At 39.9% G+C, this 25,300-nt stretch carries 22 protein-coding genes, 1 tRNA gene and 1 pseudogene; 6 read left to right on the forward strand and 18 right to left on the reverse strand.

What is annotated here, in order from left to right; genetic code table 11:
* Nucleotides 1-4 precede the first annotated feature (4 nt).
* The 9 genes from ACZ42L_RS02955 to galE all read right to left on the reverse strand — a co-directional run bounded on the left by ACZ42L_RS02955 (nt 5) and on the right by galE (nt 10,277).
* Nucleotides 5-2,575 carry a BatD family protein gene (locus ACZ42L_RS02955; RefSeq protein ID WP_464716567.1) on the reverse strand — a complete coding sequence of 857 codons (2,571 nt, stop codon included), beginning with the start codon at nt 2,573-2,575 and terminating at the stop codon, nt 5-7.
* Nucleotides 2,576-2,612: 37 nt separating this feature from the next.
* A complete protein-coding gene (locus ACZ42L_RS02960) occupies nt 2,613-3,299 on the reverse strand; it encodes a tetratricopeptide repeat protein (protein WP_464700618.1) in 687 nt (228 codons plus the stop codon).
* Complete coding sequence (locus ACZ42L_RS02965; protein WP_464700620.1) at nt 3,296-4,324, reverse strand: VWA domain-containing protein; 1,029 nt, start codon at nt 4,322-4,324, stop codon at nt 3,296-3,298. Before ACZ42L_RS02965 ends, ACZ42L_RS02960 begins: the two co-directional genes overlap by 4 nt.
* Nucleotides 4,325-4,353: 29 nt before the next feature.
* The gene (locus tag ACZ42L_RS02970; protein ID WP_464716568.1) at nt 4,354-5,352 is read right to left on the reverse strand and encodes a vWA domain-containing protein; all 999 of its coding nucleotides are present in this window, start codon (nt 5,350-5,352) and stop codon (nt 4,354-4,356) included.
* Nucleotide 5,353: 1 nt separating this feature from the next.
* Nucleotides 5,354-6,427 carry a BatD family protein gene (locus ACZ42L_RS02975; RefSeq protein WP_464716569.1) on the reverse strand — a complete coding sequence of 358 codons (1,074 nt, stop codon included), beginning with the start codon at nt 6,425-6,427 and terminating at the stop codon, nt 5,354-5,356.
* Between the two features lie 14 nt (nt 6,428-6,441).
* Complete coding sequence (locus tag ACZ42L_RS02980) at nt 6,442-7,311, reverse strand: DUF58 domain-containing protein (protein ID WP_464700626.1); 870 nt, start codon at nt 7,309-7,311, stop codon at nt 6,442-6,444.
* A 50-nt stretch (nt 7,312-7,361) separates the two neighbouring features.
* Nucleotides 7,362-8,357 (reverse strand): AAA family ATPase, encoded by a 996-nt coding sequence (locus ACZ42L_RS02985; protein WP_464700628.1) that lies wholly within the window; start codon nt 8,355-8,357, stop codon nt 7,362-7,364.
* A gap of 186 nt (nt 8,358-8,543) precedes the next feature.
* Nucleotides 8,544-9,089 (reverse strand): 30S ribosomal protein S16, encoded by a 546-nt coding sequence (locus ACZ42L_RS02990; RefSeq protein ID WP_464716570.1) that lies wholly within the window; start codon nt 9,087-9,089, stop codon nt 8,544-8,546.
* Between the two features lie 150 nt (nt 9,090-9,239).
* Entirely contained in the window at nt 9,240-10,277 is a 1,038-nt protein-coding gene (galE, locus tag ACZ42L_RS02995; RefSeq protein ID WP_464706630.1) for a UDP-glucose 4-epimerase GalE, read from the reverse strand.
* Nucleotides 10,278-10,465: 188 nt separating this feature from the next.
* On the opposite strand from galE, the gene ACZ42L_RS03000 reads away from it, so the two are divergent.
* Both ACZ42L_RS03000 and ACZ42L_RS03005 read left to right on the forward strand, forming a co-directional pair.
* Nucleotides 10,466-11,371 carry a hypothetical protein gene (locus ACZ42L_RS03000; protein WP_464700634.1) on the forward strand — a complete coding sequence of 302 codons (906 nt, stop codon included), beginning with the start codon at nt 10,466-10,468 and terminating at the stop codon, nt 11,369-11,371.
* The gene (locus ACZ42L_RS03005; RefSeq protein WP_464700636.1) at nt 11,368-12,564 is read left to right on the forward strand and encodes a GH25 family lysozyme; all 1,197 of its coding nucleotides are present in this window, start codon (nt 11,368-11,370) and stop codon (nt 12,562-12,564) included. The genes ACZ42L_RS03000 and ACZ42L_RS03005 overlap by 4 nt, the downstream gene beginning before the upstream one ends.
* A 145-nt stretch (nt 12,565-12,709) precedes the next feature.
* Here ACZ42L_RS03005 and ACZ42L_RS03010 read toward each other — a convergent pair whose 3' ends face one another.
* The 5 genes and pseudogenes from ACZ42L_RS03010 to ACZ42L_RS03030 form a co-directional block, all read right to left on the reverse strand.
* Nucleotides 12,710-12,907, reverse strand: a complete 198-nt coding sequence (locus ACZ42L_RS03010; RefSeq protein ID WP_464701714.1) for a hypothetical protein — start codon at nt 12,905-12,907, stop codon at nt 12,710-12,712.
* A 93-nt stretch (nt 12,908-13,000) separates the two neighbouring features.
* Nucleotides 13,001-13,203, reverse strand: a pseudogene (locus ACZ42L_RS03015) (DUF4372 domain-containing protein); the annotation flags it as partial.
* A gap of 155 nt (nt 13,204-13,358) precedes the next feature.
* The gene (locus tag ACZ42L_RS03020) at nt 13,359-14,399 is read right to left on the reverse strand and encodes a hypothetical protein (RefSeq protein ID WP_464716571.1); all 1,041 of its coding nucleotides are present in this window, start codon (nt 14,397-14,399) and stop codon (nt 13,359-13,361) included.
* A gap of 18 nt (nt 14,400-14,417) precedes the next feature.
* Nucleotides 14,418-14,759 carry a hypothetical protein gene (locus tag ACZ42L_RS03025; protein ID WP_464703494.1) on the reverse strand — a complete coding sequence of 114 codons (342 nt, stop codon included), beginning with the start codon at nt 14,757-14,759 and terminating at the stop codon, nt 14,418-14,420.
* A gap of 835 nt (nt 14,760-15,594) precedes the next feature.
* The gene (locus ACZ42L_RS03030; RefSeq protein WP_464703495.1) at nt 15,595-17,904 is read right to left on the reverse strand and encodes a transglycosylase domain-containing protein; all 2,310 of its coding nucleotides are present in this window, start codon (nt 17,902-17,904) and stop codon (nt 15,595-15,597) included.
* 143 nt (nt 17,905-18,047) lie between these two features.
* On the opposite strand from ACZ42L_RS03030, the gene pyrB reads away from it, so the two are divergent.
* The 4 genes from pyrB (at nt 18,048) to ACZ42L_RS03050 (ending at nt 21,254) form a co-directional block, all read left to right on the forward strand.
* Nucleotides 18,048-18,995, forward strand: a complete 948-nt coding sequence (pyrB, locus tag ACZ42L_RS03035; RefSeq protein WP_464703496.1) for an aspartate carbamoyltransferase — start codon at nt 18,048-18,050, stop codon at nt 18,993-18,995.
* 5 nt (nt 18,996-19,000) lie between these two features.
* Entirely contained in the window at nt 19,001-19,465 is a 465-nt protein-coding gene (gene pyrI / locus ACZ42L_RS03040) for an aspartate carbamoyltransferase regulatory subunit (RefSeq protein WP_464716971.1), read from the forward strand.
* Between the two features lie 50 nt (nt 19,466-19,515).
* Nucleotides 19,516-20,796, forward strand: coding sequence for a serine hydroxymethyltransferase (gene glyA, locus ACZ42L_RS03045; protein ID WP_464700646.1), 1,281 nt, complete (start codon nt 19,516-19,518; stop codon nt 20,794-20,796).
* A 370-nt stretch (nt 20,797-21,166) separates the two neighbouring features.
* Nucleotides 21,167-21,254 (forward strand) — tRNA-Ser (locus ACZ42L_RS03050).
* A gap of 53 nt (nt 21,255-21,307) precedes the next feature.
* On the opposite strand, the gene ACZ42L_RS03055 is transcribed toward ACZ42L_RS03050, so the two are convergent.
* From ACZ42L_RS03055 to serC, 4 genes are all read right to left on the reverse strand, one after another.
* The gene (locus tag ACZ42L_RS03055; protein WP_464706636.1) at nt 21,308-21,889 is read right to left on the reverse strand and encodes an IMPACT family protein; all 582 of its coding nucleotides are present in this window, start codon (nt 21,887-21,889) and stop codon (nt 21,308-21,310) included.
* Between the two features lie 3 nt (nt 21,890-21,892).
* Nucleotides 21,893-23,143, reverse strand: a complete 1,251-nt coding sequence (locus ACZ42L_RS03060) for a DUF1015 domain-containing protein (RefSeq protein ID WP_464706637.1) — start codon at nt 23,141-23,143, stop codon at nt 21,893-21,895.
* Between the two features lies 1 nt (nt 23,144).
* Nucleotides 23,145-24,062, reverse strand: coding sequence for a 3-phosphoglycerate dehydrogenase (locus tag ACZ42L_RS03065; RefSeq protein ID WP_464716572.1), 918 nt, complete (start codon nt 24,060-24,062; stop codon nt 23,145-23,147).
* 121 nt (nt 24,063-24,183) lie between these two features.
* Nucleotides 24,184-25,251: a 3-phosphoserine/phosphohydroxythreonine transaminase gene (gene serC / locus ACZ42L_RS03070; protein WP_464716573.1), complete on the reverse strand. Its 1,068-nt coding sequence runs from the start codon at nt 25,249-25,251 to the stop codon at nt 24,184-24,186.
* Nucleotides 25,252-25,300: the final 49 nt, after the last annotated feature.

A 25,300-nucleotide genomic window follows, 5' to 3' on the forward strand; every position in this document is an offset into this window, starting at 1 on the left:
CGTATTATATCTTTTCTATAGTCGTTGCGAGTATCCAACCCTCACGTCCATCGGCTAATTTGATATTAGCCCATCCCTTCATGCCTTGATCTAGCAAATCAACTTTGGTTCCTTCATGAATGGTAAATTGGGCTGCATTATTTTGTGTAGGTGTTTTATATACTGCTGCTGAAGAAGTCATTACTATAGCACCCGTTGAATGCTGTAGATTATATTTCTGTTGGTAAGAAAAAACAATACTTATGATACAGATACATAAGCAGCAGAGGGAAGCATAGAATCCACTCTTTCGGAGAATCATTCTTTCTGAGAATAGATACAATAAGAAGAATGTCAAAAAACAGATTAGCATTACAATTGAAATATATGCCCAATTGTCTACACTTGTGAAATTGACACAGGACTTGTACCAAGTAATAAAGAACATTTCATTATCATCTCCAATTTTATCAATAGTCTTGCTTCGTGCAAATTGTAGGTTAAAGCGTATATCCTTATTACCTGGTTCTAATTGCAAGGCTCGCTCATAGAATAATACGGCGTGTGTAATATCGTTGGTACGATAGTAGGCATTTCCAAGATTATAATAGAGTATTGCATTTTTATGGGTCTTTATTAATTGGGTGTATTCTTTGATAGCTGACTGGTAATCGCCTGCTAGATATGCTTTGTCTGCTATATTCTTGTTTGCAGCTATTGCCATAGTCGGTAGCAATGAGCCAAGAAAAATAGCCCATACAATAAAAGGTGTATAATGTTTCTGCTTTTTATTCATTACGTTTTCAATATCCATGATGGCTGTCATGGCTGCATCAAATGTTTTATTCATATTGCCTGCTACGTCTCCAGGAGCATAACGTTCATATTCACATTCATCTATGGCAGAAATGAACATTGATATTGTCGCATGGTCGACATGATAGGTTTGCAATTTTTCTGAAATGTTCTCGCGAGACAATTCTTCAACAGGAATGTTCATCTTATCTCCGACATACCCCCAAAGGGCTTTCAGGACCTCATCATAAAATTCGTGATGATTGCCCAACTCCATTAGGCCTTTTGCCTTCTTTAGTCTCTTGTTAGCAACCTTGTTCGCTTTCTTACCTTTTGCGCCGATAACATCTGCATTTTCTTTTGCTCTTTTTCTAAAGGCAAAGAGTAATATGCCGAATGTTCCAATCGGTAATATAATCAATAGCCAATAGGTCGTAGATTCAAAGAATGATTGATGAATGTCGTAGGAGTCAACATTTCCACGTTTAATCTCTCTGATGTCATTTTCTTTTGCACTAAAGTTGGATACAGTATTAGTTGCTCCATTGCCTTTTGTTACATTTAACTTGAAGGGTTGAGTTGAAATTGTTCTATATGAATTTGAAGGAGTGTCGTAATAAACAAATTCTACTGGTGGAATATCATATTGTCCGACATTTCTTGGTACGATGATATAATCATAAATCATACTACCCTCCACTCCCTGAGCAGTGAGTTGGGTCTTATCTGTAACCTTCGGAGCATACTTGTCAAAGTCTTTTGGTAGCTTGATTTCTGGTTGCTTAATCAATTTCAAATTGCCCACTCCGCTAATGGATATACGTAGTTGAATAGGTTCTCCTGTTTTGATTTGGTTTTTATTCAGTTGGGCCGAAATTTTGAAAGTTCCCACCCCACCGGAAAAATTTGCAGGGCGTGCCGGTAGTGGCAACACTTGTACGCCAATACTTGGAGCAACTATATTTCTTTTGACTTCTACATATCCAGAACCACCATTAAAGAAGGCTTCCAGAGGGTCAACATTTCTGTTCTGCTGCACAACAATCCCTTTGAAAGTAATGCTAGGAATCGTTAATTTTCCTGTTATCTGGGGATACATGACATATTGACTCCATGTAACGCATCTATAATTTTTACCGTTTACATTTTCTACATGAAAGTTTTTCTGCTGTGGTAGTTTAATCTCTTGCGTATGAAATCCGGTCAAGTCAGGCATTTTTCCCTCCAACTGTGTCAAGTCAAGTAAGGTATATACCTTGTAAGTCAGCAATATCGGTTCTTGCTCATGGACCACTCTCTTATTTGCACTTACCTTAATAAACAGGTCATTACCCGATATACGAGATCCTGAACTACGCATTTGAGAATTGTTATCTTCGTGCATCTGGGGAGTTGTTGTGTTTCTAGTATGTCCTGAAACCTCCACCTTTGCAGCACGTGAAACATATTTCTTCCCATTGATGATGGCTATTGCTGGGGGGATTGTATATGTTCCGTTTTTAGCAGCATACAAAGTGTATGTATATGTTGTGGATGAGGAACTGCTAGCTCGTCCATTGCTACTAATCTGATAACTAGATTGAGAAGATGTGTATGGGCCTGCTAATACTTCGAGTGCAGACGGTATATTGCCTGCTCTAAAGTCATCTACATCTTGTGTAGGGATAGTATAGGAAAGTCTGAAATTCTCTCCGACAGCCACCTGATGTGGAACTGAAACAGAAATTGTTTGTGCAACACTTTGTGTGTTCCACAATATGATGTAGAATAAGCTTATAAAAAAAGAAAATCTCTTACTCATTAAGTATCTTTATTATATATTTATAAGGCTAAATCTTTTACCAATTCTTCTGTAATTGTTTAGATTTTGGTTGTTGCATAGCTTTCTTTAAACGTTGTTGAGTATTTTCTTCTTGTTGCATTGCTGCGTTTAGAAGTTGCTCTGCATTACTTTTACTCATACTCTGATTGTTTGGGCTATCTTTTTTAGATTTGTCCTGTTTATCTTTATCTTGTTTATTGTTGTTATTTTGTTTGTCTTTGTCCCTATTCTTTTTATTTTGATTCTGTTGGTTATTTTTGGGAGGTTGATTTTTTAATAATCTTTGGCAAAGAGCTAAATTATATCTAGTTTCATTGTCTGAGGGATTATTTCGCAGGCTTTCCTTATATGCTTCAATGGCCTCGGCGTACATTTGACGTTTTTGGCAAATGATACCGATATTATGATATGATTTAGATTTGCGAAGCTTATTTGTCTCTAATTTCCCTGCATTCTCAAATTGCACGATGGCAGCAGAATCTTTTTGCTGTGCTAGTAATGTATTTCCTAAATTGTATATCGCTTGTGCATTACGTGGATTTTGAGATATAGCTTTCCTATATGAAACTTCAGCCTGAACATATTGTTCTGCATGAAATTCCTTATTTCCTTTACGAATATTTTTTCTATCTGCCTGTGCATGTACGTAACTATTTCCGATGATACATAGCAAGCAGCATAAAGCTAATTTCTTTATTTTCATTTACGTTCTCTTTTAAACAGATGGAACGACCTTATATGTCGATTCCTGGCATTGAATATACAAACTTCTACTATTAACAGGATAAGTAGGATGATACCAAAGGCTTGAAATTGTTCGGCATATTGGCTGTATATAATAGAGTCGGTTTCACCTGTCTGCAACTTAGTTAGTTCTGAATTGAGTTTCTCTTGAGCATCACTTGTATTGTCCACATGTATATATGTTCCACTCCCAGCCTCGGCAATCTGTCGACACATGTCTTCATTTAAAGCAGTCATGACTGTATTTCCGGTATTATCCTTTAGATAACCACCGTCTTTTAATGGAATAGGTGCACCCTTTGGGTCGCCAATGCCAAGAATAAAGACGTTTATACCTTTTTGCCGAGCACCTTTTGCAGCCTCTGTTGCTCCTCCCTCATGGTCCTCGCCATCTGTAATCACTATAATAGCCTTTCCTGCATGTGATTGTTGTGAGAAACTATTTGTAGCTATTTTAATAGCTTCGGCAATATTGGTACCCTGTGTTGAGATGAGTGATGGATCTATGTTCTGTAGAAACATCTTGGCAGAAACATAATCACTTGTAACGGGTAATTGTACAAATGCGTCTCCTGCAAAAACAACTAAGCCTATTTTGTCATTAGTGAAATGGTCAACCAAATTCTCTATAAGTAACTTACTCTTGGCTAAGCGTGAAGGTGCTACATCTTCTGCAGTCATCGAATTACTAATATCCAATGCAATGATAGTTTCTATTCCCTGGCGCTTTTCGTGACTTATTTTCGTACCCATCAGTGGGCGAGCCAACATCAATACTAATATACATAATGATGTACATAATATCCAGAATTTTACACGTGGGCGTAGCTTGGAGTAATTTGGCGATAACTGCTTGATAAGTGCTAGGTCACCAAAATTTTTCATCTTGGCTTTACGTTGCTTCCATATAACGATTTGCCATAAAAGCAAAACGGGAATTATGAGTAAAAGCCATAAATATGTAGGGTCTTCAAATCTAATCATTTGGATTCAGCCTGTTTAAGTTAGCATTCTTAAGGAAGTTTCCTTAATATCAGATAGCGAGTTGTCATTTCCAATAATAGGAATATGAATGCAAATAGGACGAAAGGTTGGAATGCCTCATACCTTTTTGAGAATTGTTTGACATCCATCTTTGTCTTTTCCAGTTTATCAATATCTTTATAAATTTGCTTTAGCTCGTTATTATTGGTAGCTCTGTAGAAATTGCCGTCTGTTGTCATTGCAATATCCCGCAAAGTCTTGGTATCAATTTCTACAGGCACATTGACATATTGCACTCTACCGGCAACATTCATGGGATAAGGTGCTACTTTATTTGTACCCACTCCGATTGTATATACTCTTATTCCCAAACTTTTTGCAATTTGAGCTGAAGTCATAGGTGATAAATCACCCATATTGTTACTACCGTCTGTTAACAAAATAACCACCTTGCTTTTAGCTTTTGAATCTTTGAGTCGAGAAACAGCATTTGCCAAGCCCATGCCTACTGCTGTTCCATCGGAAATAAGTCCTCTGGCAGCTATATCGGTCCTAACATTATGTAAGAGATTGGCTAAAGAAGCATGGTCTGTAGTCATTGGGCATTGTGTAAATGCTTCTCCTGCAAAGATGGTCAAACCTATATTGTCGTTGGGACGGTCAGCTATGAATTCTGCAGCGACATTCTTGGCAGCTTCTATACGATTGGGCTTCAAGTCTTCTGCGAGCATAGAGGTTGATACGTCCATGGCCATCATGATATCAATTCCTTCTACAGATTTGTTGTTCCAAGAATTATGGGTTTGTGGTCTTGCCATTGCAAAGACAATTAGTGTGAAAGTTATACACCTTAATATCATAGGAGCATGTATAAGCCGCATTCTCCAACTCTTGCGAATATATTGATAAGCGAATGTCTCGCTCATTCGTAAGGTCGGTTCAGAATTCTTCCTGTATAAGAAATACCATAAAATATATGGTATCAGCAGTATCAGTAATACAAAATATTCCTTACTTGCAAATTCCATATCAGCCTATTAATTGATAAATTGCATAAATAATATACCCGAAGAGAATCACGGCAAATCCTGACACAACACCGATAGTTGTTTTGATAATGATGCGTTGTTTCTTAGATTCCAGTTCGTTTTCCGTTAATTGAGGTACAATACGCTCCTCTTTCGGTTCAATATTCTGCTTGGTACTATCTATAAAGTTCACAGCATTGACTAAGTTCAAGTCGTTCTCATTAATGAGTGTCGAGTATTTAGCGAATTTTACTAAGTCGGCTGTTTCGAACAAGCTGTGGAGTTCGTCCAACATTACCTGATCTCCAGTATTGCGTAGTTGGGAAATAATTTCTGTGCTCGTCATTTCCATTGCATTGAATCCAAAGCGTTCTTGGATATACAATCTCAAAGTATCTGTCAATTTGGTATAATATTCTTTCACATTTTCTGAGATATCCATCTTGTCAGACTTTATCTTCTCTATTTCATGGAGAGCTTTTTGATGTGGAGGTATATGTTTGATTATCTTTATCTCCGTGATAATCGGTTTGTTCTGCTTGAGTCTTACATATAGGTATATAGTTGATATACATAGTAATACCAATAATATGCTCAAGAAAAACAGAGGAGACCATTCGCTCCACATGAAAGGATTGCTCTGTACATCTTTCGGTGGATAAAACTTGTTTGGATGAAGGGTATCTACGTCAACAGTCAATACCTTAAGTGCAAGCGGATTGCCTTGAAAGTTCTTTCCATTTACTTGAACCTTCAATGCAGGAATGGCATACAACTTTTCTGAAAAGGCTGTCAGTGTTATTGTCTTTGAATACTTGCATTGATTGTTATCCATATCAGAGAGTATCGTCGGCTGTGAATCTATTATCTCCAAACCAGGAACGATTTGCTTTGCAGACATAAGCTTTGGAAAGTTGACTTTACTTCCTTTTGGAGCTGTAATGTCCACAGTTAAATGTGCTTGTTCCCCGATTAAGATAGATATGGAGTCAATCTTCTGGACAACTTGTATTTGTCCAAACACCGAAATCGGGAGAAGTACAATGCAAATTATACTCAATATGATATTTTTCATCCAAGCGTACATAATCAATTTCTTTGCTTAAACAGGTACATAAGAGATTTTACGTAATCTTCATCCGTTGCTACAGAAATCCAATCTACCTTTCCTTTTGCGAAAAGTTGTTTTAACCCATCTTGTCTTTGATTCCAATATTGTGTATGAGCATTTCTTACAAGTTTGGAGTTGGTGTCTATCAACATTTCATGTCCTGTTTCAGCATCAACAACATTTATCAAACCTATATTGGGTAAGACTTTTGCACGTTGGTCATAAACTTGAATAGCTACGACATCATGCCTCCTACTTGCTATGAGCAATTCTTTCTCAAATGATTTTCTATCATAGAAATCACTTATCATGAAGGCTGTGGTTCTATGTTTCATCATCCGTGAGAAGTTGGAAAGCGCAAATGATATATCTGTCCTGCGACTTTGTGGATGGAAGTCTAACATTTCTCTGATAATAAATAAAATGTGTTTCCTGCCTTTTTGGGGCGGAATGTATTTTTCTATTTTATCAGAGAAAAATATTGCTCCAATCTTGTCATTGTTTTGAATAGCGCTAAATGCCAATGTCGCAGCAATTTCTGTAGCCAAATCTCGCTTCATCTGAACCTGTGTTCCAAACTCCAAACTGCCGGATACATCAATTAGTAGCATGGCTGTCATCTCCCGTTCTTCTTCGAACACTTTGATATATGGATGATGAAAGCGTGCCGTGACGTTCCAATCAATGTCACGGACATCATCTCCGAACTGGTATTCCCTGACCTCAGAGAATGCCATGCCCCTGCCTTTAAAGGCGGAATGATATTGTCCGGCAAAGATGTTTTGACTCAGACCTTTGGTCTTTATCTCAATCCGTCTAACTTTTTTAAGAATATCGCGAGTTTCCAAAATGAGTTCTATTATTGATAAATCTCCCAGATTATAATGGTGAAGTTCATTTATGGAACTTCCACCTTATTAATAATCTTAGATACGATTTCCTCTGTAGAAATGTTGTTGGCTTCGGCTTCGTAGCTGAGCCCGATGCGATGCCTCATGACATCATGTACAACAGCTCTTACATCTTCTGGAACGACATATCCGCGATGCTTGATAAAAGCGTAGGCGCGTGCAGCCTTTGCCAAGTTGATACTAGCTCTGGGGCTACCACCGAATGTGATTAAGTCTTTCAATTCCGACAGCTGATATCTTTCTGGAAATCTGGTTGCAAATACAATGTCTGCAATATATTGGGTGATTTTATCGTCGATGTAGACTTGATTGACGATGGCGCGTGCCCTTATAATGTCTTCCAGTGAAGTTACCGGTGACACGGTTCCCCATTCTGATGACAGGTTGTCACGAATAATTAACTTCTCTTCTTCTATAGTAGGATAGTTGATAACCACTTTCAGCATAAATCTATCAACCTGTGCTTCCGGCAATTGATAAGTACCTTCTTGTTCAATAGGGTTCTGCGTAGCCATTACTAAGAATGGATTTGGCAGTTTAAAAGTGTTGTCACCGATGGTCACCTGATGCTCCTGCATGGCTTCCAGTAAAGCACTTTGCACTTTAGCCGGTGCGCGGTTAATTTCGTCTGCAAGGATAAAGTTAGCAAAGACAGGACCTTTCTTCACCTGGAATTTCTCTTCTTTTTGGGAGTAGATCATCGTTCCGATGACATCTGCGGGAAGCAAGTCTGGAGTAAACTGTATTCTGCTGAAATCTGCATCAATTAATTGGGAAAGAGTTTTGATGGCCAATGTCTTGGCTAGTCCCGGTACACCTTCCAGCAAAATGTGTCCATCGCTGAGTAAGGAGATAAGGAGACAGTCTACCAGATGTTTCTGCCCCACTATCACTCGGTCCATACCATGTACTAGGTTTGTTATAAACCCGCTTTGTTGCTCAATTCTTATGTTTAATTCCCGAATATCAATAGATTCTGCCATAGTGTTATTTTGATATATTATGTTACGCAAAATTACAACAATAATAGAAGAGTGGCGAAAGAGAGAGACTAAAAAAGTATAAAAAGGATTTTGCCTCTATTAAAATAAGAAAAGACATACAAAAAAGAAAGAGAGTAGAAAGAATATCCTTCTACCCTCTTTTTGATATTACTTCTAAACCAGTAATTAAGCTTCAGCAGGAGCAGCTTCTTCAGCAGCAGTCTCTGTTGCTTCTTCAGCTGTAGCTTCAGCAGCTTGTGCCTCTGCTGCCAAAGCAGCTTTCTTTTCAGCGACTTTCTTTGCGATAGCTTCATTAGCTTTCTTCTCTGCTTCTAATGCAGCAGCTGCTGAACTCTTCTTAGCTTCTGCAACCTTAGCACGTGCAGCGTCTGTACCTTGAACCTTTTCGTTCTTCCAAGCTTCAAACTTCTGCTGAGCAGCAGCTTCATCGAAAGCGCCTTTCTTCACGCCACCACGAAGGTGCTTCATGAGGTACACGCCCTCATTCTTCAAAATAGTACGTACGGTGTCTGTTGGTTGAGCACCTGTTTCTACCCAATAGAGGGCACGTTCGAAATTCAAATCTACAGTAGCAGGATTGGTGTTAGGATTGTAAGTACCAATCTTTTCAGTAAATTTACCATCACGTGGTGCACGAGCGTCAGCGATAACAATACCGTAGAAAGCATAACCTTTACGACCGCCGCGCTGTAATCTGATTTTTGTTGACATTTAATTTGTTTATTATAAGGTTTGAATTTTATGCTATCAACTCGTAATAGCGGTGCAAAGATAATTCTTTTTCTGTTCTAAAAACTACTTTGCACCGAATAGAAATGCGGTGTTAATTATTATTAACACACGTGCGTTATCTCAAACCCTTTACATTATTCCGTCTTCACGTAGCTTTTGTTGCCATTTCCACGCACTTGCCAGTACGTCTTCCAGTGGAGTGTCGGCCTTCCAACCTAGAACTTCATTGGCTTTACGGACATCTCCCCATACTTTTTCAATATCTCCTTCGCGGCGTGGTCCGAACTTCCAATTCAGTTTGACACCTGTGGCTTTTTCAAATCCTTGTACGATTTCCAAGGTAGACTCACCTTTGCCAGTTCCGACATTGAAGTATTCCAATGGCTCTGTTTCTTTTTCCAGCACACGTTCCATTGCCTTTACGTGAGCTTTTGCCAAATCTACCACATAGATGTAATCACGGATACATGTTCCATCGGGTGTAGAATAATCATTTCCAAAGATGGTAATTTCCTTTCTGACTCCGATAGCAGTTTGTGTTACAAAAGGAATCAAGTTGTTGGGCGTTCCATTAGGCAGCTCGCCAATCAAGGCAGACGGATGCGCGCCGATTGGGTTGAAATAGCGTAAGATAATACTCTTAACAGCTGCTCCACTGTGAATATAGTCCTGGATAATCTCTTCGTTTATCTGTTTGGTATTTCCATAAGGAGATAAAGCCTTCTGGATAGGTGCTGATTCTGATACGGGTAAATTTTCGGCAGACGGTTGTCCGTAGACGGTACAACTGGAGGAGAAGATAATACCTTTGACATTGTATTTCGGCATCAGTTCCAGCAAGTTAACCAAGGAAATAACATTATTTCGATAGTACATCAATGGTTTCTCTACACTCTCTCCTACAGCTTTCGACGCAGCGAAATGAATGATACCTTCAATCTTAGGATACTTCTGGAATACCTTTTCCGTTGCTTCATAGTCCGTAAGATCCACATGTTCGAATTGAGGACGTATACCGGTAATCTTTTCGATACCGTCAAGGACCTCGATTTTAGAGTTGGAAAGGTTGTCCACAATGACTACTTCATAACCTGCTTGCTGCAATTCAACAGTAGTGTGAGAACCTATAAATCCCGTACCACCTGTTACCAATATTGTCTGTTTCATCTTATTGATTATTTAAGTAAATTGATTACGTGACAAAAGTAATCAAAAATATGCTTTACTACAAATATTATATATCGAAAAAAATATATGGCGGAACTTTTCTCTTCAATTAAGAGATATGTCTTATTTTTAGACTAACTTTGCATATTATTTAGCACGTATTACCATATCCGCATATGACGAGAAAGATGAAACGCTCATTATGGATTGTATGTATTCCCATCCTGATTATATTGGTATGGGTAGTTTTTATGATTATCCTGTGTTGGCCTGGAAACGAACGTGAATTGACATCAGCACTGGTGAAGGTGAAAAGAGTTTCCTGTTTCACATTGTCTGCTGACCAATCTCCCATTCTTTATTTTGCTTCACTTCGCGGTGATTCCCTCTTGGAGCATCCTACATGGAACAAGGATTCCATGATTATGGATGTAGATTGGTATTATGGATTCTGGGTAAAGCCCTCGTGGGCCTTTCCTTTCTGCAATGGTAGGATGATTGTTGGTATGGATTCCGTAAAGTCACGCTATCAACACCGGGAGGCAATACAGATTGTAAAAAAGGAAATCAGCTATTTACAATCAATGCTCAAGATGCTTAATGGGCAAAGAGATGAATATAGATATTATTTGAAAGTTCACGGGGTAAAAGACGAAGGATATGATGTGGTTGTAAAACATGCTACGATAACCCATTCACGGATTGATACGATTCAGCGCGTCCTGCAATTACTTCTAAAATATGAATCAAGCCAAAACCTTGCCATAGAAAGGTACGATAAGTTCTATGCCGGTGTCAATTCACCGAAGAAATCTATTCCTGTCGGATGCTCGGTAATCAAGTATGGAGCTGATGGACGCATTGCATTGATGCAGACTACTGACAAGAAGACCCCAAAAGATATTTTTGCTATCAGCCTGTTGCCATATTCAGATAAGTTCGGTCAGGGAGTGCTTTCATTAAGCAGTGGTGATTCCTTACCAGTCCCGACGGTATTGGGCGACTATGGAGCACCTGTTCTTACAAGTTCGGGCAATTTGGTTGGTATGAAATTGAACAGGCATAGCGTTGCTGTTAAAGAGATATTCAAATGAAGAGTTCGATAATAATTATTAGCATCTTTGTCGCAGTTTCCCTTAGTGGGTGCAACAAGCTCTCAACCGGTCATGTCAATACAGTCCAGAAAGGCGATACTACCTATATCGGCGGTATTGTCAACGGGGCATATTCAGGCTATGGTCTCTTATTGCATCATGATAGCGTGGTATATAAAGGTGAGTGGGCTGCCGATAAGCGACAGGGGCATGGGGAATTTACAGATTCTATGGGGAGACGCTACATTGCCATGTGGGAAAATGATACACTGGTTGAAGGTAGTCGTCAAGATTCTGCCGGTGTATATACAGGACGGTTCAATCGTTTAGGACAAGCCTCTGGGCACGGGGTATATCAGGGTAAGGACGGTTCGTACTACGAAGGTCATTGGCTGAACGATCGACAAGATGGCTTTGGGGTTGGAATGACAGCCCATCATTCCTTAAGAGCCGGCGAATGGCGGAATGGAATATTTAAGGGAGAACGAGTGACCTATACCTCTGAGCGTATTTATGGTATTGATATATCCAAGCATCAGCACATTATTGGAAAGAAACGATACGGTATAGACTGGCGCAATCTACGTATCACCCATTTAGGAAGTCTCAGCCAAAAACGTATTCAAGGGTATGTCGACTATCCCATATCCTATGTATATATTAAAAGTACCGAGGGAATTACAGTTCGTAACAAGTTCTATCGGTCTGATTACATCGAGGCCCATAGATACGGTTATCATGTTGGGGCTTACCATTTCTTTTCTACTACGTCGGATGCCCGGTTGCAAGCTCTGTATTTTTTGAAACACACGCTTTTCCGGAACGGAGATTTTCCACCTGTATTAGATGTAGAGCCATCCCATGCACAGATTCAGAAGATGGGTGGTACTGCGGTCTTGTTTGATCGTGTCCGTACTTGGTTGCGCATTGTAGGTAAGCATACGCATCAGAAGCCGATACTTTATATCAGTCAGTCGTTTGTTAACAGGTATTTGAAAGAAGCGCCTGACATCAAGCGCGATTATCAAGTGTGGATTGCTCGTTACGGCGAATACAAGCCCGACGTCAGGTTGGTTTACTGGCAATTAAGTCCGGACGGACGGGTAAAGGGCATTAAGGGTGAGGTCGACATCAATGTCTTTAATGGCTATATGTCGGAATTCAATCAGTTTGTGGAGAAATATACTTTGTAGCTGGACATTGGAAGCGTGCATGGGGACGTAACATCCCCATTTACCATGTCTCCAATGGTAGAGTGTGTATCTATGTACATAAGCATTATTTTTCCGATTATTTCATTTCGCTTATTAAGAAACTTATCTTTTCCTCCAGCTTGTTCTATATGGTGCGGCTCCCAAACAGCATAGTATGATACCATTCCTCATAAATATCTTGAGCTGTTTTAGCTGTAGAATGTGAAAAGTTCCTTTCATAGCCAAAATTACTTTCGAATTTACCTGTTTTAGGAAAGTATACCAATTTTAGTACTGTTGGAATTTCTTTGCTGTGATCAATAAATAGTTTTTCTATCTTCATTAATATTTCATTTCCAAGGTTTAATAAATTAAATGCTCTTGTACTTGAAATATCGCGTGGAACTGCGTAGCTGATGACACAATGATAAAGGTGAGTGGACAATCCTGTAAGGCAATTTTCAATATCACGCAGACTCTCGCGGCTGGTCAATTGTGTGTAACACATCACCAAGAACTGGTCCCGACAGGAAAGTTCCTTGTGCGATAGTCACCTTTATAACGATCTACGCAGTTTTTGAAATCACGTTCTGGAATGAGTGACATGAGCTGAGCGAATATGGTCTTTCCTTTGTTCATTGCTGCCTAATCTGGTTAGGCATGCAAAAGTGCAAAATCACATCGAATACACAATACTATTGAAGTAAAACATTTAATATTAACAACTTATAAAGATTTAGTCTCGGTTAAACGGGACAGCAGTGAAATTATATGAATATTTTTTCTGCATGAGTTTATTCCTCTTCCAATTCGAATACATGAATGTCGCTATGATTCACTTCTGTCTCCACTTCCACGTAAAGGTCGCCTTTGTAAACGCCCATGCTTTTTATATAGTTGCAATCTCCACGAGTGAAGTCGATGTCGTATTCTTGGATCATTTCATGTGTCCGCAAATCAATAATGCCGACTCCCATTCTGTCTGAATATTCTGAGTTGTCGGAATGATAAGCATAAAAGAGATAGTCTTTATAAACCATAGTTGTGAAGACTTCTTTATTATAGTTTTCAAATTTATGAATATATACCTCACCCGTCTCAGTATCAATCTCTGCGTATTGATTATGGTTTTTGGATGGTCCAACCGTTGAATAATGTGACCAAAAACTCACAAGTCTATTTTTTCCATATTTTTTATAATTTCCACTTGTAGAATTTTCCCATAAGACTTTACCTGACGGAATCTCTACACAAATAATCTTATCTTTTTTGTCAGATGATAATTCTGTGCACCATTCTATGACTATCTTATCTTCAAAAGGAATAACTAAGTCTATATGAGCTTCTGTATATTCTTTCTCCCACATTACTTTTCCTGTCTCCAAGTCGATTAGCTGGCATGTATTTGCATATTCTCTTTTCCCTTTCCATGCAAGTGCATATTGCTTGAATAAGGAAAAAGATTCAAAAGGAGATTCCAATTCCCATATATTATTATCATTACGAATACATGTATACTCTCTCAATTTCTTTTCCTTGTTGTAATTAGCTAATATATATCCATTAGGTGTAACACCTTCCACCCATCCTTTTCCATGAGTGATATAGGGAAGTAATTCCTTTGTTTGAGAGTCAAATTTATATACGGTATGTTTTAAATTATTCACATACAAAGTATCGTTCAAAGTATGTTGCTCGAAACGAGCTACATAATGATAGCTTTTATTATTTATAAAAGTATTATTACTGATTTGATACATCAAACTGTTATCTTTGGCCGTTTGTATTAAAAAGCCCCCTTTTATTATATTCTTGACTTCTTTTATCTTCATCATCTTTTTATTTTACAATCACTAAATATTCAATGGTACTATTTCTATAAAATTCTTAAATATATCAGTATAGCTTATTCCTTTTTCCCCTTTCAAATGCCCTTTGTAGTCTATAAAGTAGCTAATTTTAGATATTGGAATAACCATCAAGGAATCTTCATTAAGTAGGGGGGCATACGAAATAATTTCTTCTTGAACAGAAATTATATTCTTTTTAAATGAGTATGTTATAATGATTTTTCCTGTCTCACCATAAATATTAATTGTTGCTTTGCTCGCAATTCTATTTTTGTATGCAACAATAGCCTCCGCCCCTTCCGAACTGATATTTTCTAAATCATATGAAATTATGGTATCTTTCATTAAAGTCACATCATTCATTATAGCATTACTTATACTTTGCTCCCTATTGCTACATGACAGACATGAGAGAATAATTAATATGTTAAAACTTAATATTTTGTAGAACATCTTCATTTTTCATTTATCCGATTCTGCTGAATAAGACCGTCATCAAAAATATTTTCAGAAAACAGAATATATCCTTTTGCGGTGTATCTCTCTACACGAATTTTGATATTAAGTTCTAATGAATCTATATTTTGTATTTCGAAGGATATACTATCATTGTGCAGATAGTTTCTTTGGTGCATAGTGATTTTTGCGTTTTGTGCATAACTATAAGATAAACACAAAAAGAATAGCACTATTACTAATATTCTTTTATTCTGCATGCTCTGTTCCCCATTAATTGAATGATTTTTTTGAAGGATATTTCACCATTACATCTATGGACTTATTACCTTCTGGCTACTAAAATTTTACAAGTAAATCATCGTTATATTGACCGAAAACAAAGTTACAGAAATTTTCTTGATGGCAGATGAAGTCCACTAGTTTTTTGAACATTTTTTAATTTGTCGAGTCCACTTTAATCTATCATCTCTATACAAGCTTTGCGGTATAGTCTATGATGATTAGCCATTTTAGAACTTGCAGTAGATATTTTGGTAAAGGTGGAGATGAGGTATATTATTAAGTTGTTTGCTTAATGTCAAACCATGATGCTTAGTGACATTATTCTATGAATTTACTGCAAAGCCTTAACAGCGTTGCTGTTATGGTGAGTCAGCAATGCTGTTAAGGCTTTGCAGTTTTGTTGCCTAGGCTTTGCAGCAAAGTGACAGGTTTTCCCCCATTATTCAAACACTTCATCTATGCCGTTCGGTTGTTCTTCGGCTATATTGGCACAAGGGTTATAGCCCTCAGGCAAACCGAATTTAGATTGGGTATCGTAGCCCAGACTGCGGTCTCTATATACCTTTTTCATGTAGTAAGCCCAGATAGGAAGTGCCATGGTTGCACCCTGCCCCATCTGCATGTTCTTGAAGTGGATGTCGCGGTCTTCGCCACCTACCCATACACCGCTCACCAGTTGGGGAGTGAATCCTACAAACCATGCGTCGCTGTTGTTATTGGTAGTACCGGTTTTGCCCCCTATCTCGCCTTCAATATTGTACTTGTAGCGTAGGCGTCCGGCTGTACCTCCATCCACAACAGCTTGCAGAAGGACAAGCATCTTGTTGGCACTCTCTGCACTAATCACCTCGTTCATTCGAGGTTGGAAGCGGGCAATGACATTACCTTCGTTATCTTCTATTCTGGTAACGAATAAAGGTGAAGTTCTGATACCGTGGTTGGCAAATGTGGTATAAGCACTAACCATCTCGGCCACGCTCACATCGCAAGGGCCGAGACACAGCGACATGGAAGGGTGAATATCCGGGTTGTTGATTCCGAAATCATGAAGTGTGGAAACAAACTGTTGCGGGTTGAGCTTGGACATCAGATAGGCAGAAATCCAGTTGTTAGACTGAGAGAGTCCCCATTTCAGCGTTACCATTTGGCCATATCTGCTTCTACTGGTGTTTCTCGGTGTCCATGGGCGGCCTGCCACCATATAAGTATGCTGCACATTGGGTGCTTGGTCGCAGGGAGAGAAACCATTTTCCATACCCAAGGCATAGAGGAAGGGCTTGATGGTAGACCCAACTTGCCTTCTGCCGCCAGTCACCATATCGTACATGAAGTGTGTGAAGTCCATTCCCCCCACATAGGCCTTCACATAGCCATTCTTCGGGTCCATGCTCATGAAGCCGGCACGTAGGAACGATTTGTTGTATCGGATGGAGTCTAGCGGACTCATGAGCGTGTCTATGTCGCCATGATAGGTGAAGACAGTCATCTCTGTCTTGGTGCGGAAAGACTCGTCTATCTCTGCATCGGTAGCACCACGAGCCTTCAACATGCGATAACGCTCGCTCTGGCGAACAGCTCTTCGCATGATGTCTTTGACCTGTTGTTTGGTCAAATCGCCGGAGAATGGGGCGTCGGGATTACTCCGATTGGTCTTGTCAAACTCCTTTTGCAGATATTGAGCCACATGTCCATACATAGCCTCTTCTGCATATTGCTGCATTCGACTGTCGATGGTGGTATATACTTTCAGGCCATCGGAATAGACATTATAGGGTGTTCCGTCTTTCTTGTAATTCTTGTTGCACCACCCATACAAAGGGTCGTTGGCCCATGTGATGGAGTCGATGGTGTATTGCTGCTTGTTCCACGAAGGATAATCGTTGATGTTGGGCTGAGAGGCCATCATATATCTGCGAAGGAAATCGCGGAAATAGGTTGCCGTACCATCCTTGTGGTCCATGCGGTGAAAGTTCAATGCCAATGGTTCGTCGCTATATTGATGGTATTCGGCAGTGGATAAATAACCCGCTTTTTGCATCTGTGAAAGTACCACATTTCTGCGCTCCACACACCGTTCCGGATATCTGACAGGATTGAATAGTGACGGATTTTTGCACAGCCCGATAAGGGTGGCAGCTTCAGACACGGTAAGATTACTAGGCTCTTTATCAAAATAGGTGTTTGATGCAGTCTTGATACCGACAGCATTGTGCAGGAAATCGAAATAATTAAGATAGAGTGCTATGATTTCCTCTTTGGTGTAATTGCGCTCCAGTTTGACTGCTATCACCCACTCTATCGGTTTCTGGAGTACGCGTTCCAATGTGCTGTGGGCAACATCGGAGAATAATTGCTTGGCCAACTGCTGCGTAATGGTAGAACCACCACCTGCAGAGGTTTGCCCTAACAATCCGCGCTTGATGACAGCGCGCCCTAGGGCAATGAAATCTATACCGGAATGGTCGTAGAAACGTGCATCTTCGGTGGCGACCAGAGCCTTGACCAGATTGGGAGATATTTTGGAATAAGGAACGACAATGCGGTTCTCTTTGTTGATATTCCAAGTTCCGATAACTTTACCATCAGATGAAAACACTTGTGTGGCAAAGCGGTTGATGGGATTCTGTAAATCGTCTATTGGCGGCATATAGCCTATCCAACCATTCCAAATGGCAGTGAAGGCCAGAACACATGCGATGACTCCTGTAGCCAATAGTCCCCATAAAAAATGTATGAAAGTTTTTCTCATTATAGTCGAAGCGTCTGTAGATAACTTGATAGTATCTCTTTTTATTTTTGGCAAAAGTACAACTTTTCTCAGAATTAAGTGGCTTGAATTAAAAAATATGAGTAATTTAGCAAACGAAATCGGAACTATCAATCGCATTTTAGATGGAGAAACATAACTTTGTAACAATTGCCGATCTGACAAAGGAGGAAATCCTTTATTTGTTGGAGATGGGGCAAGAGTTCGAGAAGCATCCCAATAGAGATATTCTGAAGGGAAAGATTGTAGCAACGTTGTTCTTTGAACCTTCTACGAGAACAAGGTTGAGTTTTGAAACAGCAGCAAACAGACTAGGCGCGAAAGTCATTGGTTTCAGTGATGCAAAGGCTTCGAGCGTCACCAAGGGTGAGACGTTGAAAGACACGATACTCATGGTGAGCAACTATGCGGACATCATTGTCATGCGACACTACATCGAAGGGGCAGCCCAGTATGCTTCGGAGGTAGCCCCTGTTCCGGTGGTCAATGCTGGTGACGGTGCCCACATGCACCCCTCACAGTGTCTGTTGGACTTGTACTCTATCTATCAGACTCAGGGTACATTGGAAAATCTGAATATCTATCTTGTGGGTGATTTGAGGTATGGCCGTACAGTGCATTCACTGATCACGGCCATGCGCCATTTTAATCCAACCTTCCATTTCATAGCTCCACCGGAATTAGCCATGCCTAAGGAGTACAAATTGTATTGTGATGAACATCATATTCATTATGTAGAGCATGAAGAATTCAACGAAGATATTATAGCCGATGCGGATATTCTCTATATGACCCGTGTTCAGAAAGAGCGTTTCTCTGACCTGATGGAATATGAGCGGGTGAAGAATGTATATATTCTGCGCAATGACATGCTGGATAAGGCGCGCCCGAACATGAAGATTATGCACCCGCTTCCACGTGTGAATGAAATCGCATTTGATGTTGATAATAGTCCACATGCGTATTACATTCAGCAGGCCAAGAACGGACTGTTTGCCAGAGAGGCTATATTCTGTTATTGCCTGGGAATTACATTGGATGATGTCAAGGCTGATAAAACAATCATTGATTAATGGGAATGGAGATGAGTAATAAGAAAGAAAGACTGGTTGCCGCTATTGAGAATGGCACTGTTATCGATCATATTCCGGCTGATAAGACTTATCAGGTGGTGGCGTTGCTGGGCTTGGCCGATTTGGATACGCCTGTTACTGTCGGTAATAATTTTGCTTCGAAGAGTTTCGGACGTAAAGGTATTATCAAAGTCTCGGATAGGTTTTTTACAGATGAGGAGATTTCAAAACTGAGTGTTATATCGCCTAATGTCGTATTGAATATCATAAAAGACTATGAAGTGGTGGAAAAGAAGACTGTTCGTACTCCTGATGAGCTGCGGGGTATTGTGAAATGCAATAATCCTAAATGTATTACGAATAATGAGCCAATGCAAACCGTCTTCCATGTGGTTGATAAAAAACATGGTGTCTTGAAATGCCACTATTGTGATAAAGAGCAATTGATTGACCAAGTGAACTTGGTATAGAGTGTTTACGTATAGATATAGTTTAATTTTTACATATTATTATTGCCACAATGAAAAGAGATCAAGAGATTTTTGACCTTATTGAGAGAGAACATCAGCGTCAGCTTAAAGGGATGGAACTAATTGCTTCAGAAAACTTCGTAAGCGACGAGGTGATGCAAGCTATGGGTTCTTATCTTACGAATAAATATGCGGAAGGACTTCCCGGCAAGCGTTATTATGGTGGATGCCAGGTCGTAGATGAAGTAGAAGACTTGGCCCGTGAGCGTGTAAAGAAACTCTTCGGTGCGGAATTTGCCAACGTACAGCCACATTCTGGGGCACAGGCTAATGCAGCCGTGTTCTTGGCTGTATTGAAGCCCGGTGATACTTTCCTTGGCTTAAACCTTGCTCATGGTGGACACTTGTCGCACGGCAGCAATGTCAATACTTCGGGTATTCTCTATCGTCCGATAGGTTATAATCTCGATAGAGAAACCGGTAGAGTAGACTATGACGAGATGGAGAAACTGGCTCTTGAGCATAAACCTAAATTAATTATTGGTGGCGGTAGCGCATATAGTCGTGAATGGGACTACAAGCGTATGCGTAAGATTGCAGATGAAGTAGGTGCTTTGCTGATGATTGACATGGCTCACCCAGCCGGACTGATTGCTGCCGGAGTACTGGATAATCCTGTGAAGTATGCACATATCGTAACAAGTACTACACATAAGACTTTACGTGGTCCTCGTGGGGGTATCATTCTGATGGGTAAGGATTTCCCAAATCCGTGGGGAGAGACCAATAAGAAAGGTGAAGTGAAGATGATGTCGCAGCTTTTGAACTCAGCCGTATTCCCTGGAATTCAAGGTGGACCGCTGGAACATGTGATAGCTGCCAAAGCAGTTGGCTTTGGTGAAAACCTACAAGATTCCTGGAAGGTGTATGCAACTCAGGTGAAGACGAATGCAGCTGTTCTCGCTGATGAGTTGATGCAACGTGGATTTGGAATCGTGAGTGGTGGTACTGACAATCATTCCATGTTGGTGGATTTGCGTTCTAAGTATCCGGATTTGACTGGTAAGGTTGCCGAGAATGCCTTGGTGGCAGCTGATATTACTGTTAACAAGAATATGGTACCCTTTGATACCAGAAGTGCATTCCAAACTAGTGGTATCCGTCTGGGAACAGCGGCTATGACAACTCGCGGAGCAAAGGAAGATATGATGAGACTTGTTGCAGAACTTATCGAAGAAGTATTGAATAATCCGGAAGATGAGCAGACGATTCTACGTGTGCGTGAGAAGGTGAATGCAGCAATGAAGGATTATCCCTTGTTTGCATTTTAGTAGATAAAAAAGATAGCAGCAATTTCCTTGTTGACTTGAAGGCTATTGCTGCTATCATTTCAATTTGAGCGATAAGATATATGGTTGTACAATATATAATACTATGCCTGATACTCCTTTTGGCATTATCATTTGTGGTTTTTAGAATATATATGACCTTTAGATATGCAAATGATAAGTGTTATGGATGTAGTGGTTGTGCAATCCATGACCAAATGCAGAGAAAGAAGAAGGCTTGTCATGTTCGCACATCTGTGATGGAACAGCACAAGAATTATGATTCGGCATCAAAAAAACGGAAATTAGAGTTGAAGTATTAGCTTATTTCCTTTGCTTTCTAAAATATTAATCGTATTTTTGCATGGTCTTTGGAAGATTGGCAGAGTGACCGAATGCGCTGGACTCGAAATCCGGTATACCCTTTTCGGGTATCGGGGGTTTGAATCCCTCATCTTCCGCATCAAGAGAATAACTTTTGTAGAAAGCTATTCTCTTTTTATTTAGGAATAGTCTAGATGAGTTTGCTTAATCTGTCTTTCAATAAGGGAGCTTTGCTTTTTGGAATAGCTAATATAATTTCGCATGTGTTATCAAAGTTTTGAGCCACAATGCGAGGATTAAGTTCTTTGACAATGCGCATGACACTGTTTAGCATCGGATAGGTAAAGGTGTAGCTGATGGTTTCCTCTATTGGCATATATATTGTTTCGCAGGCATTGATTGCTTCGGCTGCTGCTGTACGGTATGCTACAATCAGACCACCTGTTCCTAAATTTACCCCACCATAATAGCGAACCACAACAATCAGTATGTCTGTCAGCTCATTGGAATTGATTTGCCCTAAAATCGGTTTGCCGGCAGTGCTGCTGGGTTCACCGTCGTCATTGGCTCTAAATACGCTCCTATCTGAACCTAGCACATAGGCATAGCATATGTGTCGGGCATCATAATATTTCTTTTTATATTGGTCTAGGATGGTTTTGATTTCTTCGACGGAAGAAACGTGGTGTGCAAAAGCAAGGAACTTACTCCTTTTCTCAGAGTAAGTCCCCTCGCCTATTTTAGATGTTATCGTCTTAAATTCGTCTATCATTAATTAGTCAGAGAGCTTATGAATAACAAGACCGGAACGTAGCTTGGGTTCAAACCATGTTGCTTTAGGAGGCATGATGTTTCCACTATCAGCAATATTCATAATCTGCTTCATGGTAACGGGATACAATGCCAATGCCATACGCATCTCGCCACTATCGACTCGGCGCTTTAATTCTTCGAGACCACGTAGTCCTCCAACGAAATCTATGCGCTTATCTGAGCGAAAATCTTTAATCCCTAAGATTTCATCGAAAATGAGTCTGGACGAAATATCAACATCCAGAACTCCTATAGGATCTTGGTCATTGTATGTATTGGCTTTTGCCGTTAGACTATACCATAGCCCATCAAGATACAGAGAGAACTCATGTAATAGTTGTGGTTTGTAATTCTCATAGCCTTTTTTTTCAATATAGAAATTAGCACTTAACAGTCTTAGGAATTCTTCTGATGACAATCCATTTAAATCTTTGACAACACGGTTATAGTCCAATATTGTTAATTGGCTGGCTTGGAAGCATACAGCCATAAAGTAGTTGTATTCTTCTGTTCCGTCATGATTTGGATTGTTCATAGCTTTCTCTGCCCCGACAAGTGCTGCCGCAGCTGAGCGATGATGCCCGTCTGCAATATACAAATTAGGCATACCGACAAATTCTTTTGTAATAGTGCTGATGTCATCATCATTGGCAATAACCCATAACTGATGGCGGAAACCGTCAATCGGAGCTATGAAATCGTATTCAGGACTGGTAGATGTATATCTTTCGATTAATTGATTTAGAACTGTATTGTCAGGATAAGCGAAGAATACGGGTTCTATGTTTGCGTTGCAAACACGTACATGCTTCATACGGTCTTCTTCTTTATCTCTGCGCGTCAGCTCATGTTTTTTAATGACACCATTCATGTAATCTTCTACGTATGCTCCCACAACAAGCCCATATTGAGTCTTGCCATTCATGGTTTGCGCGTAGATGTAGTATTGCTCTTTGGTATCTTGTACCAACCATCCCTTGTCTTGGAACTTTTGGAAATACTCTGCTGCACTCTCATATACACGTGAATCATACTCAGAAGTTCCAGGGGCGAAATTAATTTCAGGCTTGATGATATGGTAGAGGCTCTTTTCATTATCCGAAGCTTCAATACGGGCTTCTTCAGAATTTAGCACATCGTATGGACGGCTTTCTACTTCTTCTACATATTCTTTCGGTGGTCTGATGCCTCGAAAAGGTTTGATTGTTGCCATACTATTTATTTACTTGAAATTTGGTACATCCGTCCTTAAAGAAAGCATTGATTTGTTTAGCAGCAGCAATACCGGCATTTGTATTTGCTTCTTCTGTCTGAGCACCCATCTTCTTGGGAGTACTGAAATAACGTCCTTCAAACTGTCTGAATTCTGCGTCTGCATCCGGTTTGATATCGGTAATGTATTTTAAATCGGTGCGCTCTGCTAAAAGTTGAATCAGTTCGGGTTCGTTGATAACTTCCTTACGTGCTGTATTGATGAGGATAGCTCCCTTTGGCAATTGATTAACAGTACGATAATCAATACAACCCTTGGTTTCCGCTGTTGCTGGAATATGAAGAGAGAGTATATCGCATGTTTGGAACAGTTCGTCTTGGCTCTTTACTGCATGGACTCCTGTGGATTCAATTACTTCTGTAGGGCAATAAGCATCATAGGCATAGACATCCATACCGAATCCTTGGGCTATTCGTGCAACGTTGCGACCGACGTTTCCAAAGGCCAGAATGCCCAATTTCTTATCTTTTAACTCTGTTCCCGCCTTGCCGTTGTAGAAATTGCGAACAGCATAAACCAGAAGTCCAAATACCAACTCAGCCACTGCGTTAGAGTTTTGGCCAGGTGTATTTTCTACAATAATATTCTTTTCTTTGGCATAGTCCGTATCAATTGAATCATATCCGGCACCTGCACGAACAACAATCTTCAATGATTTAGCAGCATCTAATACTTCTGGTGTTATCTTATCAGAACGAACAATCATGGCATCCACATTGCCAACAGCCTCAAGGAGTTGGGAATCATCAGTATATTTCTCTAGAAGAATCAAGTCGTTACCAGCACTCTCTATTTCTTTTCTAATACCTTCGACAGCTGCTGGTGCAAAAGGTTTCTCTGTAGCGATTAAAACTTTCATGTCTTTAATATGATTATTGATGGAACAATTATAAACTGATAATTGGATGTTAGTGTGAATGTCGCTTGTTTTGACACCCACACGCTAGCACCCAACTATCATCTGCGATTTTATTTATTACTTAGTATTTAGCTTCGAAATCTTTCATGGCCTGAACAAGTGCATTGACACCTTCGATAGTTTGGGCGTTATAGCAACTTGCACGGAATCCTCCGACAGAACGGTGTCCTTTTATTCCCACCATTCCTCGCTCTGTAGCAAAGTCCAGGAAAGGCTTCTCCAACTCTTTATACTCATCAGACATCACGAAGCATAGGTTCATAAGAGAACGGTCCTCTTCGTTGGCAGTACCCTTAAAAAGTTTGTTACGATCAATTTCATTATACAGAATTTCGGCACGCTGACGAGCGAGTGTATCCATCGCTTCTACACCACCATTCTTTTTAATCCAACGAAGAGTTTCCAATGCAGAATAGATAGGTACAACGGGAGGGGTATTAAACATAGAGCCTTTCTCTACGTGTGTACGATAGTCAAGCATTGTTGGCAATTCACGAGATGCCTTGCCTAATTTCTCCTCTTTAACAATAATAACAGTAACCCCAGCCATAGCGAGATTTTTTTGAGCACCAGCATATATGGCATCGTATTTGGAGACGTCTACAGGACGACTGAAGATGTCGGAACTCATATCTGCTATCAATGGAATGGGACTATCTATATCCTTGCGGATTTCAGTTCCGTATATAGTATTGTTGGTTGTCAAATGTAAATAGTCTGCGTCTGCTGGAATGGAATATTCCTTAGGTATGAAAGAGTAATTAGCATCAGCCGAAGAAGCGACTTCTACTACTTCTCCATATAATTTAGCCTCTTTCATAGCCTTCTTAGCCCACGTACCAGTATTCAGATATGCGGCCTTCTTGATGAGGAAGTTGGCAGGTATTTGGGTAAATTGTAAAGAAGCTCCTCCGCCGAGATATATGACGGAATAGCCCGCTGGAATGCTGAGTAGTTCCTTGATTAAAGCAACCGACTCATCTACTACAGGTTGGAAGTCTTTGGCACGGTGGCTAATCTCCATCAGAGACAGACCACTTCCATTGAAATCCAAGATTTGCTTGGCTGTATTCTCTATCACTTCTCTAGGAAGCATTGAGGGTCCTGCGTTAAAATTATACTTCTTCATCTGAATATATATTTAGTTATAAAATAATTGTGCTAGTGGATTAATTTAT

Source organism: Prevotella mikamonis, assembly GCF_055381405.1.